At 34.5% G+C, this 16611-nt stretch carries 14 protein-coding genes; 5 read left to right on the top strand and 9 right to left on the bottom strand.

Annotation, left to right across the window (positions count from 1 at the left end; all coding sequences use genetic code 11):
• Positions 1 to 285: 285 nt before the first annotated feature.
• From L647_RS0119655 to L647_RS0119635, 5 genes are all read left to right on the top strand, one after another.
• Positions 286 to 1590: a sugar ABC transporter substrate-binding protein gene (locus tag L647_RS0119655; protein ID WP_024612546.1), complete on the top strand. Its 1305-nt coding sequence runs from the start codon at positions 286 to 288 to the stop codon at positions 1588 to 1590.
• A gap of 145 nt (positions 1591 to 1735) precedes the next feature.
• Positions 1736 to 2608: a sugar ABC transporter permease gene (locus tag L647_RS0119650; RefSeq protein WP_024612545.1), complete on the top strand. Its 873-nt coding sequence runs from the start codon at positions 1736 to 1738 to the stop codon at positions 2606 to 2608.
• A gap of 2 nt (positions 2609 to 2610) precedes the next feature.
• Positions 2611 to 3441: a carbohydrate ABC transporter permease gene (locus tag L647_RS0119645; RefSeq protein WP_024589367.1), complete on the top strand. Its 831-nt coding sequence runs from the start codon at positions 2611 to 2613 to the stop codon at positions 3439 to 3441.
• A gap of 10 nt (positions 3442 to 3451) precedes the next feature.
• Positions 3452 to 4453, top strand: coding sequence for an ABC transporter ATP-binding protein (locus L647_RS0119640; protein WP_024612544.1), 1002 nt, complete (start codon positions 3452 to 3454; stop codon positions 4451 to 4453).
• 257 nt (positions 4454 to 4710) lie between these two features.
• A complete protein-coding gene (locus L647_RS0119635; RefSeq protein WP_024612543.1) occupies positions 4711 to 5670 on the top strand; it encodes a sugar-binding transcriptional regulator in 960 nt (319 codons plus the stop codon).
• Positions 5671 to 6085: 415 nt separating this feature from the next.
• Here L647_RS0119635 and L647_RS0119630 read toward each other — a convergent pair whose 3' ends face one another.
• The 9 genes from L647_RS0119630 to L647_RS0119590 form a co-directional block, all read right to left on the bottom strand.
• Entirely contained in the window at positions 6086 to 6910 is an 825-nt protein-coding gene (locus L647_RS0119630; protein WP_024612542.1) for an alpha/beta hydrolase, read from the bottom strand.
• 507 nt (positions 6911 to 7417) lie between these two features.
• The gene (locus tag L647_RS0119625) at positions 7418 to 7876 is read right to left on the bottom strand and encodes a response regulator (protein WP_024612541.1); all 459 of its coding nucleotides are present in this window, start codon (positions 7874 to 7876) and stop codon (positions 7418 to 7420) included.
• 337 nt (positions 7877 to 8213) lie between these two features.
• Complete coding sequence (locus L647_RS1000000126600) at positions 8214 to 11057, bottom strand: response regulator (RefSeq protein WP_024612540.1); 2844 nt, start codon at positions 11055 to 11057, stop codon at positions 8214 to 8216.
• The gene (locus L647_RS0119615; protein WP_024612539.1) at positions 11054 to 12220 is read right to left on the bottom strand and encodes a hypothetical protein; all 1167 of its coding nucleotides are present in this window, start codon (positions 12218 to 12220) and stop codon (positions 11054 to 11056) included. Before L647_RS0119615 ends, L647_RS1000000126600 begins: the two co-directional genes overlap by 4 nt.
• Before the next feature lie 9 nt (positions 12221 to 12229).
• On the bottom strand, positions 12230 to 13045 hold the full coding sequence (locus tag L647_RS0119610; protein ID WP_024612538.1) for a type II secretion system F family protein: 816 nt from the start codon (positions 13043 to 13045) through the stop codon (positions 12230 to 12232).
• Complete coding sequence (locus tag L647_RS0119605) at positions 13042 to 13917, bottom strand: type II secretion system F family protein (protein WP_024612537.1); 876 nt, start codon at positions 13915 to 13917, stop codon at positions 13042 to 13044. The genes L647_RS0119610 and L647_RS0119605 overlap by 4 nt, the downstream gene beginning before the upstream one ends.
• A complete protein-coding gene (locus tag L647_RS0119600) occupies positions 13910 to 15208 on the bottom strand; it encodes an ATPase, T2SS/T4P/T4SS family (RefSeq protein WP_024612536.1) in 1299 nt (432 codons plus the stop codon). Before L647_RS0119600 ends, L647_RS0119605 begins: the two co-directional genes overlap by 8 nt.
• A gap of 6 nt (positions 15209 to 15214) precedes the next feature.
• Positions 15215 to 15979 carry a hypothetical protein gene (locus L647_RS0119595; protein ID WP_024612535.1) on the bottom strand — a complete coding sequence of 255 codons (765 nt, stop codon included), beginning with the start codon at positions 15977 to 15979 and terminating at the stop codon, positions 15215 to 15217.
• 69 nt (positions 15980 to 16048) lie between these two features.
• The gene (locus L647_RS0119590; RefSeq protein WP_024612534.1) at positions 16049 to 16438 is read right to left on the bottom strand and encodes a hypothetical protein; all 390 of its coding nucleotides are present in this window, start codon (positions 16436 to 16438) and stop codon (positions 16049 to 16051) included.
• Positions 16439 to 16611: the final 173 nt, after the last annotated feature.

Below are 16611 nucleotides of genomic sequence, written 5' to 3'. Positions count from 1 at the left end.
TGGTTACTGGTTTAACGATAAAACGCTTTTAAAAGTTGAGTATGTTAATCAAGAAGAAGGTGTTAATTCGGGCGGTCAAATCGGTAAAGGATTTGATGGTTTTACTTCTGAAATTTCTGTTAAATTTTAAGATATCAGCCGGCTAGTTCGGCCTCTTTATTTAGCCATTTACCTGTACTTAAAAGGTAGTTTGATAGCAGTCTAATTGATTAAAACTGCGATAAAAATAAAGGCTAATTTAACGGTATTTAATGAGACATTAACTTTGAATATGGGGAATACCCGATGAAAAATAAATTAATTATGCTCGCGTGTGGCTTTATAAGCATGGGTGCTGCTGCAAAAGAAACAATTACAATAGCCACTGTAAATAATGGTGACATGATCACCATGAAAGAGCTAAGCAGTGACTTTACCCGCCAAAACCCTGACATAGACCTAAAATGGGTAACGCTAGAAGAAAACATTCTTCGCCAACGTGTCACTACCGATGTAGCAACAAAAGGCGGCCAATACGATGTAATGACCATAGGTACTTATGAAGTACCTATTTGGGGCAAGCAAAATTGGCTAAAAGAGCTGGATAATTTAGGCGAAAACTACGATTTAGACGATTTAATACCTGCAATCCGAAGTGGTTTAACTATTAACGACAAGCTTTATGCTGCACCATTTTATGGTGAAAGTTCAATGGTTATGTACCGCACTGATTTAATGGAAAAAGCAGGGCTAACTATGCCTAAAGCACCAACGTGGGACTTTATACGTAAAGCCGCCAAAGCCATGACCGATAAAAAAGAGGGTGTTTATGGTCTTTGTTTACGCGGTAAAGCCGGTTGGGGTGAAAATGTTGCGCTTATTACATCAATGGCTAATTCGTTCGGAGCTCGTTGGTTTGATGAAAATTGGAAACCTCAGTTCAATACCCCAGAGTGGGAAAATACATTACAGTACTATGTAGATGTAATGAAAGAGTCGGGACCTGCTGGTTCATCTGCAAACGGGTTTAACGAAAACCTTGCTTTATTCCAAACCGGAAAATGTGGTATTTGGATTGATGCTACCGTTGCTGGCGCATTTGTTACTAACAAAAAAGACTCTGAAGTTGCCGATAAAGTAGGATTTGCCCTTGCGCCAGATAATGGCTTAGGTAAACGCGGTAATTGGTTATGGTCTTGGACTTTAGCCGTACCGGCAAGCAGCAAAAAACCAGATGCAGCGATGAAGTTTATTAGCTGGGCAACATCTAAAGAATACACGCAACTTGTAGCCGACAAAAAAGGCTGGGCAAAAGTACCACCAGGTACACGTAAATCACTATACAACAATCAAAAGTACATGGACGCAGCACCGTTTGCGCAAATTACTTTAGATTCTATCCAATCTGCTGACCCTAAAAATCCAACGGTTAAACCGGTGCCTTATGTAGGTATTCAGTTTGTCGCTATTCCTGAGTTTCAAGGAATCGGCACCGCTGTTGGTCAACAATTTTCAGCTGCATTAACAGGCCAAATGACCGTAAAACAAGCGCTTAGTACATCTCAACACCTCGTTGAGCGAACAATGCGTAAAGCTCGCTATCCTAAATAGCATGTAATGGGCGGGTAAGTACTCAAACTTACCCAATATTTTATGTCAATTCTATTTACTTGTTAGTTATAAAGACTATCAAGGGTTTCTGATTTTCACTCGATAGTTAAAGAGTAAATAGAATTGGCTTTTTTAAGGTCTACATATGGCAACAACTAACTCGCGTACGCTTGCACGGCTTATGCTACTTCCTAGTGTAATTTTATTACTTGCTTGGATGATAGTTCCTCTGTGCATGACATTGTATTTTTCATTTATTGATTACAATTTATTAGTACCAGGAGAAAAAGAATTTGTAGGTTTTCTAAACTATGAATTTTTTCTAACAGATCCAGCATTTTTTGAATCATTTTTTAATACGCTTTACCTAGTAACTGGGGTTTTACTTATCACCATTTGCGGTGGTATTGGCTTAGCCATTTTACTTGACCAAGCAATATGGGGACGAAATTATGTTCGCATTATGGTATTAGCTCCATTTTTTGTAATGCCAACTGTGTCGGCATTGGTATGGAAAAACATGCTAATGAACCCAGTTAATGGCTTATTTGCACACTTTGCGATTTGGCTTGGCTTTGAACCTATCGACTTTTTTGCTCAAATACCGTTATTATCAATCATCATTATTGTGTCTTGGCAGTGGTTACCGTTTGCAGCATTAATACTACTCACAGCTATACAATCTTTAGACCGTGAGCAATTAGAAGCTGCTGATTTAGATGGTGCAGGTCCATTTAGCAAGTTCTTCTACATCGTTTTACCGCATTTATCACGTGCGGTAACCGCTGTAATTTTAATCGAAACTATATTTTTATTGTCAATTTTTGCCGAAATATTAGTAACAACTAGCGGTGGTCCTGGTTATTCATCAACCAATATAACGTACTTAATTTACACGCAATCACTACTTCAATTTGATGTAGGTGGCGGTTCGGCAGGGGGCATAGTTGCAGTTATTATTGCAAATATAGTCGCTATATTTTTAATGCGCTTAATTGGCAAAAACTTGGAGGGTTAATTATGACTATAAAAGATAGCCGTCGTTCCAAACTAATTTATACCATTGCAGCATGGACAATAAGCGGCATGATTTTCTTTCCAATTTTATGGACGTTAATCACCAGCTTTAAAACGGAAGCTGAAGCCATTTCAGCAAGCCCAAGCTTATATGCGTTTGATTGGACGCTCGAAAATTACCGCGATGTACTGTCGCGTTCGCCTTACTTTACCCATTTTTGGAACTCTGTGGTTATATCGCTAGGTTCAAGTTTACTGGGGTTATTAATTGCGGTACCTGCTGCATGGTCTATGGCTTTTGTACAAACTAAAAAAACAAAGCATTTATTAATGTGGATGCTTTCAACCAAAATGTTACCGCCAGTAGGCGTACTTATTCCTATTTATTTATTGTTTCGTGACTTTGCGTTACTTGATACAAAGTTAGGTTTAGTGATTGTAATGACACTAATTAATTTACCAATAATGGTATGGATGCTTTACACCTATTTTAGAGAAATACCAAACGAAATACTTGAAGCTTCTCGTATGGATGGTGCAACAATTGGTGAAGAAATATTTCATGTTTTATTGCCAATAGCCTTACCTGGTATAGCCTCAACGCTATTACTCAATGTTATTTTGTCGTGGAATGAAGCGTTTTGGACACTTATTTTAACCGCTGCAAATGCTGCACCTTTAACGGCATTTATTGCCAGTTACTCAAGCCCTGAGGGGTTATTTTACGCTAAGTTATCGGCAGCATCTGCCATGGCCATTGTGCCAATTTTAATACTTGGTTGGTTTAGTCAAAAACAATTAGTGCGTGGATTAAGTTTCGGCGCAGTAAAATAGGAGAATACACATGGGCAGCATCACACTAAAACAAGTAACTAAAAACTTTGATGAAGTAAACGTAATTAAACCACTCGATCTAGAAATAAAAGATGGTGAGTTCATTGTTTTTGTAGGTCCGTCGGGCTGTGGTAAATCAACATTATTACGTATGATTGCAGGGCTTGAAGATACAACCAGTGGCAATATAGAAATAGATGGCGTAGATGCAACTAAAACACCGCCAGCAAAAAGAGGCTTAGCAATGGTGTTTCAATCCTATGCGTTATATCCGCATATGACTGTACGAAACAATATTGCTTTTCCTTTAAAAAGAGCAAAAGTAAGCCCTGCAGAAATCGAAAGTAAAATTGCTAATGCGGCTAAAATTCTAAATTTAACTGATTATTTAGACCGTAAACCTGGGCAATTATCGGGTGGTCAGCGTCAGCGCGTAGCAATAGGGCGCGCAATTGTACGTCAGCCTTCGGCTTTTTTGTTTGATGAGCCACTTTCAAACCTTGATGCATCATTGCGTGTAAATATGCGCCTAGAAATATCAGAACTACATAAAAGTTTAGCTACAACAATGATTTATGTTACACACGATCAGGTTGAAGCAATGACAATGGCAGATAGAATTGCTGTATTCAATGCCGGTATTATTGAGCAAGTGGGTACACCTTTAGAGCTTTACAAAAAGCCTGTAAATAAATTTGTAGCCGGTTTTATTGGCTCACCAAAAATGAATTTTATAGATGCACCGCAAAATGAAAACGCTAATGTTAGCTGTATTGGTATACGTCCAGAGCATTTAACACTATCAACTGAGCAAGGAACTTGGACTGGTACTGTAGGTGTAATTGAGCATTTAGGATCAGAAAGTTTTTTACATATAAACATTGAAGGCAAAGGGACCGTAACAGTAAAAGCTGATGGAGATTGCCCATTAAAATATGGCGACAGTATATTTCTTAGTGCACCGACTGATAAAATATTAAAGTTTGATAAAGACGGTTTAACAATACGCTAAAGCACGTATTTGTGGTGTTTAATATCATCCTTGTAGATAATTATAAGGATGATATTAATCAAATTCTAATTACATAATCCTATGAAACTTAGGTATTTTTTACTAATGAATGGTATATTTACGTTAATAAACAACAATCATGTTATTCATAATTGTATATCAAAATATTAGTAAAATAATTTATATAGCAACGCATATAATTAAAATTATGTAATGAAAATAAGGACTTAGTTTTCCTTCTATTTTAAGAGGTTTACGTGGTAAAGCTATCGAACACAGAGATCAGAAAGCTAGACGATGCGGCCAGAGCAGGGTGGTTGTATTATGTTGGCGGTAAGACACAAGATGAAATAGCTAAAAAGCTAAACATATCGCGTCAATCTGCACAAAGAATGGTCGCATTATCAGTTAGCCAAGGTCTAATTAAAGTTAGGTTAGATCACCCAATTGCCAAATGTATGGATTTAGCTGAAAAGTTAAAAAGTCGTTTTGGATTAGATTCTTGCGAAGTTGTACCTAGCGATCCATCTGAGCCGGCATCTACATTAGGTTTAGCCCAAGCTGGCGCTGCAGAAATAGAAAGGCATTTAAAATCAGAACAACCCAAAGTACTTGCTATGGGCACCGGTCGAGTTTTACGTGCGTGCGTTGATGAGTTAATAACAGTTGATTGTCCGCAACATAAAATTGTAGCGATGCTTGGTAACATGGCACTTGATGGATCGGCTTCACCATACGATGTTGTTGTAAGAATGGCCGAGCACACTAATGCAAAACATTACCCAATGCCATTACCAGTATTACCAAGAAGCGTTGAAGAAAAAAACCAATTACATGCGCAGCAAAATATTACCGGTAATCTGAAACTTGCTAAAGATGCAGATGTAACATTTGTTGGTATTGGTAGCTTAGGCGAAAAGTCGCCGTTACATATAGATGGCTTTGTTGATGCTCAAGAACTTAAGGAGTTACAAGATCTTGGTGCTGTTGGTGAAATGATTAGTTGGGTATTTGATAAAAACGGTAACTTATTAGATTGTAACGTTAATCAACGAGTTGCTAGTACGCCATTAAAAACAAATGCAAATAAGCAGATATATGCAATTGCTGCTGGTGAAGAAAAAGTATTGGCAATTTTAGGTGCTGTTAGATCAAATATGATTAGTGGTTTAATTACTAATGAGTACACAGCAGAACGTTTACTAAGTATTGATTAATAAACTAATCAGATTGATAAATTACGTTATAGTAATAAAATAACTTAATGTCCGATACCGTCTAGTATTGGACATAGTAAGGGCGCAATAAAGCGCTCTTTCTTTATATACAGTTACTTCCTATAATTTATATTATGTTAAATAGCATAAATAATTACACAACCAAGTTACTCACCTTCATTAGTTAACGTAGATACGCGTCATTTAGGCTATTTAATGAGCAATATCCTACTTAACCTAAAATTTATTGTTCGCTGTTTTATACTATATTACTGTTTTAATATTTAAATACCGTTTAAATATACCGCTTAGTTATTAATATGACCAAACGGTATAAATAATAATTAGCTAGTAATCATTACCCTAGCGAACTTAAGCTACTGAATTAATTCTATTTTAATTACAATATCAAACGCTAGAATATTTTATCACTCATGAACTCACTAATAAGCTCAGCTACTTTTTCAGGTTGCTCATCAACAACCCAATGAGCTGCTTTGTCTAACCAGATCAGTGATGAATTTGGAATAGCTTCTTCTAACATTGGAGCGTACTTTGGCTTTTGAAACTGATCTTCTTTACCCCATATTATGAGTGTTTCATGAGGTAAGCTTTTAAGGTCGCCGGTAATAGCTTCGGTATATTCCTTATTAAGTCTGCGCATATTATTAAATAATGCAGCTTTTCCTTTCTCGTTACTCCATGGTGTTAAATACATTTTCATTAATTCTTCTGTCATTACGTTTGAGTCAAATACGCCTTTAGGCATGAAATCTCTTAACGTATCAACAAACTCTTTCACACTCGTTTTTTCTTCTACACCTGGTTCGAGTAAAGGTTCAAATTCTGGTATAGGCCATGAATCAAAACATACACTGTCAATTAAAATTAGTCCGTTTACTTTTTCAGGGTAATTTACAGCCATTAATTGGGCAACACCACCACCAATATCGTGTGCTGCAATGTTAGCTTTTGAAATACCAAGTGCATCTAAAAACTTACACATTATTCTACATTGAGCATTTATAGATACATCAGTATTGTCTGGCATATCTGATTCGCCAAAATTTAGTAAATCAGGAGCAATTACACGATGTTTTGATGAAAGCTTTGGTGTTATATTTCGCCATAATAATTTGTTTGTAGGTATACCATGTATCAATAATAAAGGCGTGCCTTCACCCGAATCTTGGTAAGCAATCTGATGACCTTCAACTGTTACGTACTGTGTTTTGTTCATACTAATGCCTCGTTAATTTCAAATAGAATTAATGATATAAAACGGAATGTTATTTAGTACAGCAAAAATCATCCCAACACTAATACAAAGTATGTTTTCTAGTTATCAGAATACTTAAACCTTTTAAGCCTTGCTATATAAGGGTTCTAAGGAAAAATAAAATATAAGTAAATCATTTTAGTTTGAAAAAAATAGACAGTTCCATCAATTAGCTATAACAAAGTGTGAAAAAAGATCTTTATCTTTGAAATAATTACAAAATAACAGCTAATTATTATTTCAATTTTTCGCTTTAAAAGTTTATGGAATAATTTAAATATGGGTTGGATATTATATTAGTTATTTTTTAATAATAACGACTAAGCTGGATTTGGAGGTTGGTATGGTCATTTAAAATATTTAGAGCTAACTATAAGTCAAAAATAAAACACTAAGCTCTAGCTTAGTGTTTTATAGTTTTAATATATTATATTTAAGGGTTACAACCACCCTACTTTACGGTGCTAATCACTCTAATAAATATTTTATATTTTCAATTAAAACATTTTTATTTGCAGGCTTTAAAATAAATCCATCAAAACCTAGTTGTTTATATTCAACATCATTTTTCGCACTTTCATTTAATGTATGTGCAACAATTTTTATTGATGTGTTTTCTGTATGAGTTTTTATTTTTTTCATTGCTTCAATTCCACAAAGCTCTGGCATAACTATATCCATTAAAATAATATTGTAGTCATTTTGAGAGACCATAATAAGCGCTTCTATGCCACTGGATGCATAGTCAATTGTGAACTTTTCTTCTTCTAGCATCGCTTTTATTACAACTTCAACAAGTGGATCGTCATCAACTAAAAGTATGTGGTTAGATTTTTTTTGTTTCAGATTTATTGGTACTACGTTTAAAGAGCTGATTTCAATCGATTTTGATTTTGCTATGTCTATAACGTTTTTTTCTGATGACATGCATACAGGATTAACTAGCACAGGCGAATTTTTAATTATACTTTTTGATTGCTTGATAGCTGAGATAGTAATTACTCCAGATGTTTAGATAAAATTAGTTGAGGTGTTTTATTAAATAAAAATTAATACCATTTCATTTAATAAAAGCTACCTAACTAAAGTATTAGTTATTTACTTCTTATAGTACAAGAGCAATTATAAGACCAATTATTTATCATTAAGTATCAATGCGATATCAATTTCATTCTGTTTTCATTTATTGAATTCGCAAAATACAAATCAAAAAGCAAATCATTTTGAGAATGGTATTGAATTGTTCACTATTTTAGTCACATTTTTATTGTAAAAAGCGCCCTATTTTCTCTATTAATACAGCCTGTTTAACTGGTTTTAATAGTGTATCGTCGAACCCAAGTTTTACATATTTAGAATCTGTATCTAAATTTGATGTATGCGCTATTATTTTTGTTCCTGAATCTACATGTTTTTTTATCTTTAACATTGCATCTGTTCCGGATAACTCTGGCATAACAATATCCATTAAAATTATGTCGTAGTTATTCTGGGAAACCAACAACATCGCCTCAATTGCGTTACATGCATAATCTATAATTATATTTTCATTTTTAAGCATGGCTTTAATAACAATTTCAACTAACGGTTCGTCATCAACTAACAGTAACGTTTTTGCTGTTTCAACATTTTGCTTTACGGGAATTTCATCACTAACAATAGGACTAAGCGCTTCTAACAGCGGTTGTTTAGTTACACTAATCAATAAGCAAAGTGATATTGTTGTCGTTTTATTACGTTCATTAATATCTAATTTTTGCCCACCTAACATTTTAAATACCGATATAAAAAACTTAATCTCTAATGAGCTATCAATGTCATCATTACTATTTAATGTGTCGTTAGTCACAACTTCTCTTAACTGTTCGTAAAAATCATTACTGTTTGCTAAGTTATCTATTGAAAAATGTATATTTAAAAAGTCTTTTTTATCTTGCTTGGTAACTTCCGTATTTATAGTAAGTTTTGATTTATAAGAGTTTCCTATAAACTCTGATGAAAGCTGAAGAATCAATTGTGATATTAATTTTTCATCACTAATTATAGAAATATCATCATTAATATTGTTATTAATTAATACATTTTTATTTATTACATCTTTATTTAAAATTGTTGATATATTGTTTAGTATTTTATTTAAATTAATCGGTTTTACTTTTAGTTTTAATTTCCATTTTTTTGATTTATTAATATTAATAAGTTGTTGTATAACACACTCTAATTGCTCACTTACTATTGATATATTACTTATATACTTAGATAAATCAGCTGAACTCATAGGCTTTTTTGAAACCTCTATTATTGATTTCAGAGATGTAAGTGGAGCCTTTAATTGCTGGCTTAATCTAGTTACAAATTTTTCTTTTAACTGATTAGATTCTTTCGACTTTTTAAGTACATCAGCAAGTAAAGTCTCTTTTTGATGTGCTTCTGTATCATCACGAAAATAGCATACGAAGCCCCCAAAATTAGTATGTCTTTGAAGTACAGTAATCCATTTCCCATCAGTAAATCCAATGTCTATTAGCTGGTTATGTTCATTATCTAATTTATTATGCTCATGATAATGGTTAATAATATTATGTTGTTGAGCGATACTTATTAACTTTGTATAAGATAATTGATTGTTCTGCTTGTGTATTTTTGAAAACAATTGGTTAAATGCATCATTTGTAATAACAGGTTGTTCATTACTATTAAAAATGGCAAAACCATGAGGTAATGCATTAATAGAACTTGAAAACAACTTTTCTCGATTAAGTATTAATTGGTTCTTTTGTTTAAGCTCATCATGTAAACGCCTTGGTAATCGTAAAAAATAATATACTGAAATAAATACTAAAAATGTAATAAATCCAAGTCTAAATAAACTATATTTTGTAGTAATTGGGGGTGTGATTTTTTTAATTGGTTGAACATGTAATCGCCATGTTGGCGGAAAACGATTACTCAATGCGCTTATACTATGGGTAATAACACGAGGGCTAACCTCACCTTGTTTACCTAAAGTAAACTGTGGTGTAGAAATATAAATATCATAATTTTGTGTATTTAATTTACCGATTATAGATTTTAAAAACTTACTTAAATCAAATGCAGTTATAGTATAAATTGATCTATTATTTATTTTTATTTCTGACACTAAAAACGCTGTATCTGCAACTGTAAAAACTTCAACTGTTTTTTTATTTGATCTATTATTGAATTTACTTAACCAATTTTTAAATCCATAAGCAGCTAGATTGAAGTTGTTTTTTGACCAAAATGCAAGTTGGTTATACTCAGAGTCAAAAACAACGTACCCTTTATATGTTAGATTCCCAACTGCTTGTGATTGCACTAAGTTATTAAGTTGCTCTTTTGTGTAGCTGCTCTGACTTTGTAAAAAACCAGCAACTATTAAATCTTTTTGAGATATGTATAACCCTTGGTTATCAAAGCGCTCTAACGCATTAAATAAGGTCTCTCGTAATTGCTGGGTTTGTTGATTATATTCATTTTGTAATTCTTTTTTCTCAAGGCTATAAAGCAGTACAGCTGTAAACGCACATAAAACTAATGCAATTAAAAACGACACAGGTGCCAAACTAAAGATATGAATATAGTTTTTACGTTTGCTACTGTTTTGCTTTGACGATTGAGTCTCTTGGCTTGGCTTGGCACTTTTATTAATCTGTGTTTGCAGTAACTGAGCAAAGGAAATAAATTGGTCTTTTTGAGAACCAGCTAAGCTTTTTGGCGCTAAACTGGCGATTATTAATAAACCCATTAAAGTATTATTATTGCTATATATTGGGAACTGAGCATAAAAACGGATTCTATTATTGTCATTATTAAATACACCATCAAAAAATGTATCTTCGTATAAATAAAGTTTTTCTTCAGTACAACGCTGTTGATATTGGGTTAGTTCGTTCTCAATAACAATTGAGTCGTCACAAGTAATAATTTTTTCAGACAACTGGTTACTAAAATCAGTAAACTTAACAATAGGCACGTCGTAAAATTGCTCTAGTAATGTGAGTGTTTCTTTTATATCTTTAGCGGTTTCTTTAGCTTGCTCATCAGGAAAGTAAGCTTGGTTTTCAACTATATTTGAGGCGTTCATTGACGTGCTCCTTCCCCGGTAGGTGGGGTATGTATCCAAGTAGTGCTGTTTTGACCACGATGAGTTGGCAATAAAACGCTAAATGGAGGTGTTAAGTTATTCAATGCCGGTTCGTTAGTGGCTATATTAATTACTTGCTGTGCAGAAACTAAATTTAGTGTTGTTGTGCAGTACGTAACACCTGGTTCTATACCTATCAAACTTAGTGTTTCTGTAATAACTATATTATTTGCTAAGTCGATTCCTGCTAATTCAAATGTTGTTTTTAAAATAGTAAAAACCAGTGTTTCTACTATATTTTCATCCTCTTCTAGATTTGTACCTTCGGGGCAGCAAATAGTGCCAAGATCTATATCAACATTAGTACCAACTCCCACAAGTGATAATGCATTAAGCGCTGTATTTAGTAATGGCTCTACACTTGGTAAATATAAATCAAGTATGTCGCCTTGTGGTTCATACCCTGTCTGGCAACTATCACATGATTGGGAAAGTGACTCATCACTTGTGCCCAGTAATGGGTCTCCTAATGCGGTAGCGCCAACGAAACAACTACTATCGGCAAGCTGTTTGTCTATAGCAAAACTTTCACATGGTGATCCGGTAACAACTTTTTGCGACATATAGCGCGATACAATTTCATCTCCACTTGCTGGGCATGCTTGCGCTGTGCTTTTTAATAGCTGTCCTATTACTGAATTACCCAACTGCCCTATTGCGTAATTAGGTCCCTGTTGTAGAGCATTTATATAACTTACATTACCGGTATTATTTAGCTTACTAACGCCTTGACTGTCTGTTGCTTCGTCACTTAATCCTTTTAAACATGGATTACCTTGGCAATTTGGGGCATCGTAATATACGGCTTCACGTGAGGTAAAACGGTCGTCCCGTATTCCAATTAATGCGCGGTATGTGTTATTTGCTTCACGGTCAGTATAAAAAACGAGTGGTGCTTGGTGTTCATCAAAACCGATAGCAATACCTAGCCTTTTATTGTTTGCATCGACTACGGTAATCTGATTATCTACTTTAACTTGGTGGCGTTTAATAAGTGCATCTCTAACTAAAATAACACCGCCGATAGAGCCGATGATTAATATTGTAATTATTAGAATAAGCTCAATTGTGAGAATGAAACCTTGTTGATAATATTTTTTCATTACACGCTCCTATAAAACTTCTACAAGCATTTTAAGTACATTCATCACTTGCAATGCTGCGGGAAAAAACACTAAAACCAAAAACATCGGAAAACAAATTAATATGATTGGAAAGGTTGTGTGCATGGCTTTTTTATTTACTTTTTTAGCTAATAAAATATTCTTTTTTAACGCTAAGCTTTCTAACTGAGCTTCTACAGCTTGAATTAGAGGAGTGCCTAATTTAGATCCAATTAACATTAAGTTAGCTAGTTTTTTTATACCAATTACACCCGTTCTTTCATAAAGAGAAGTAAATGCAAACTCTCGATCTTTACCTGCACTTAGTTCGAATAAAAATAACTTTAGCTCTTTATATAATGGGTGTTTTTGACTTAGCCCATGATCAACCGCCAGAGCAAATGAACGTTCTAACGAAAACCCAGCACGCATATAAACCAGTAACACGCGTAAAAAAAACTCTAAGCTATTATTTATGATGGTTTTACGTTGATTTTTGCGTACAAAAAACCAAAACTCAGGTGCGAAAAAACTAATAAAACAAAGTAATAATGTTAATGTTCGGCTTACGTCATAGCCTGATAACTCTATAGCTGTAAAAGCACAAAAAGTGGCTGCAACTTTAAAACAATATAGGCTTAGAACAATTTTGTTAATCTGAATACCAGCCTGTCTTAATTGGCGTTTTGATATAACTATTAATGGGTACCAATTAATATTTTTTGTACCAGGTTGCTCAAGCTCAACTTTTAAAGATTGTCTTTGAATATGTATAAACGAACCCATACTTACTAAAAGTCCAACAAGTAAAAATATATCAATCATAGTGTTACCCTTAAACTAAGTCTTAACCATAAAAAACCAAATAGCTGACAAATTAAAGCAACGGTTATAAATGCAATACCGTTAGGGTCATTTAATAAAGGATCGAACCAAGTTGGATCTGTGTAACTAAATAAAGGGATAAGTGCGTATGGTAGTACACCGCTAAACACGGCGGCATACTTAGTACCAGACAGTTTTGCTTCAAGCTGTTGTCGTTCTAGAGTTCTTAAAGCCATCATTTTACATACACTTTTTAGCATATCTGTTAAGTCGCATTGGCTTTGGGTATGCGTAATTACACTATGTGCAAATAATCTAACTGTTTCACAGTTATATCTCTCTATTAACGGTGTAAATGATGTCTCGGCATCACTGCCCATACTCATACGTTGTAATAATAAAGTACTCTGTTTTTTTATATAGCGGTCTGCATGTTCATCTGCAAATTTCATTGATTGCTGCAAAGATAACCCGGTGCTTAAACACGACTGTATAGTTTCTATATATTCTAAAAACTGATATTCAAATTTTGCTAATTTATAATGTGCAATATCTATTACCGTAATAAAACATGTAATAAAAACAACTATCGAAACTATAAATGCACTTGTTGATGCTTGAGGATAATAAAGCTTGGCAATGAACCATGAGCTACTCGATAAAGAAAATGCCATGCTAATAAACCAGGCATTACTTATGTTTAATCCTAGAACTCTTAATGAAAGCGTTAGTACGTCTTTTTCTTCTAAAATATCGATTTTTTTTATGTTTAAACTAGCATTTTTTTTTACGTATAAAGTAATAAATACGCTCGCAGCAAGTGTAAAAGTGATTACGGTGGCAATTGCTAATAAATAATCAAGTTTAGTCATTGTTAGCCTCCGTTTTTGTTAGCAACAATGCTTTTAACTTTTCTGAGTTTGCACCTTGGGTTTTCATGAACTCAATAACAGTAGAGTTATCAATCAATTGTGCATCGACTGGTTCTGAATTATTAATACTATACAAAGGACTAAAAAGTGCACCGCCATTAACTCGCTTAATTTCACCAATACTTTTTAGTGTGCGCTTTCCATCGGTAGAACGAGAAACATGAACAATGAGCTGTATAGTTGATGCTATAAGTGAACTTGTATGGGTATCACTAAGTTGTGCATTATGTAGCTGAACCAATGTCGATAAACGGGTAACTGCATCAACAGCGCTGTTAGCATGTATGGTAGTCATAGAGCCTTGATGACCACAATTCATTGCTTGTAGCATATCGATTACTTCACCTGAGCGTACTTCACCTACTAGTATTCTATCTGCGCGCATTCTTAGTGCGGCCTTAACCAGATCTCTTAGATTTACAGCTCCTTTACCATCGCTGTTAGTATCGTGTGCTTCTAGTTGTACAACATGATTATGATGTAAATTAAGCTCTGCACTTTCTTCAATTGTCACAACTCGTTCGTTTGAATTAATTGAATTTGCGAGTACGTTTAGCAATGATGTTTTACCCGCTCCCGCGTTACCACATACTAAAATATTAACGCCTGTTTTAACGGCGCTTTGTAAAAATGATAAAATATTTTTACTTAGAAAATTATTAGTTATCAAAAAATCTTCATTTATTTTTTTATGATTAAATTTTCTAATAGATACTATTGCAGCACTCGTACAGGCAGGTGGAACAACTATATGTACGCGACTGCCGTCTTTTAGTTTTCCGTCAACAATAGGCATGAGTGCATTTACTTGGCGTCCACAACCATCAAGTAAACGGTCAACAAAGCGACGTAAATGGCGCTCATCATCAAATTTACTTGCTGTACACAACAATTTACCTTGTTTATCAATCCAGATACTTTGCGTGTCATTTATTAGAATATCGCTAACCTGGTCATCAAGCATAAATTGCGCAATAGGTCCTAAGCCTTGAATTTCGTCATACACGGCCTGTACAACTTGATCTTGCTGATGTTGATTGAATGAAAGCTGTTCAAACTGGGGGATTTCCGTACATAAAACCGCGATTTTTTCAATGACATTGTCTGATAAAAGAGCGGAGGGATCATGCTCATATTCTTCAATTACTGCATCGTGCAGTAGCTTTTTAAGCTCTTCGAAGGTACTTATATTTGTTTGAACTTCTTCACGCTTGCTTGATAAGTTAAACATAATGACTCACTTAGCTACATAAACAGCTTCGTTTTTAACGCCCTTAACCACCTCAATTGTACGGCTGGTTTGTAAGCGAGAGAAATTTTGCAAACGACCTTGTTCAATGTCATAAGCGCTATGTACTATTATTGATACTTTGTCATCAGAGTTTATACCAGCTAACGAATACACATCTTTTGGTAAAACAGCCAAAACAAGTGATACGCTACCGTTAGATGATGACTCTTTTGATAGGTTATCCATAACTCCACCCTTACCAGCTTTTGATTTAGCGTCTTTCGATACACCAATTAGCTGTACATTGTGAGCAACCGTTTTAACTAAACGATTTGTTTTAGCGACTATGTCTAAACGGTCCCCTTTGTGAACACGAGATAGCGGAATATCTAAACTGTTTAACTTTAAAGTGTATAAAACGCGACCTGCTGGTATTGCTTCTGATAGATTCTGGCTTTTAGCACGTATAAAATCGGTGTTAAATAGCGGTTGTTCTAACATTTTATTAGTTGCTAATTTTTGACCAATCATTGCCCGAGGGTTTTGTATACTCAGTGACATATTTGGATAGCTACTTGGGTCAATACTTTTTTGCGCAACATCATGCACAGTTATTGTTTGTCCAACCGACATGTTTTTATTAACGACCCAAGCTGTTATGTTGTTTTCATCATTTACTTGTCTAATACCCAAAGCAGAAGCTAGCATGCCAGAAGTGATGAGTAATGTGAGAGCCGCTGTAGTTGCGCCTTTGTTACTTTTACTTTTCATGGTGTTCCTCCTGACAAACTTTCACTGCCACACGTTTGTGGCAGTGAGCCTTAAGCCTGATATTCAATATTAGTTACCTTGTGAGCCGCCTGCTGCTGTACGAGTTGCTGCATCACCACTTGGAGTTGCACTAATAAGCGCAGCATTTTCACTAAAGTCAGATGTAACAAAGGTGAATGAGCTTTCATCGCCAGCATACACATCAACAGAGTCTACAAAACCTGAACCAGATACTTCAGCTGTACCTTCGGCATTAATCATTCCGTCAAATACGTAGCTTTGGTCAAGTGAACCAATTGCTTCAGCTACATCTTCAAGTTCACTTGTTACTGAGTCACGTAATGTTGATAAACCAATTACAAGCGCAGCTACCATAGAAGTAGAAAGAATGATTAGCTCTGAAGTAAGTACAAAACCTTTTTGCTTTTTGCTGTTTAAGTTATGTTTGGTTGTTTTCATCATCTTCACCTTTAATATTAGAAGAGCTTATGCTCACTTTATATAATGCGAAGACTGTGCCAAACAATAATTCCTCATAAATACAATGACTTAAATCAACTGGGTCTGATTGCATTTAAATACAGGTTATTTTGATTTGCAAAATGCAAATCAAAATTTCAACTCTAAACTCT

The organism is Pseudoalteromonas sp. TB64, from assembly GCF_000498095.1.
In the GTDB taxonomy this organism is placed as follows: Bacteria; Pseudomonadota; Gammaproteobacteria; order Enterobacterales; family Alteromonadaceae; genus Pseudoalteromonas.
Note: the sequence above shows the minus strand (reverse complement) of the source record. Positions and strands in the feature narration are given on the sequence as shown.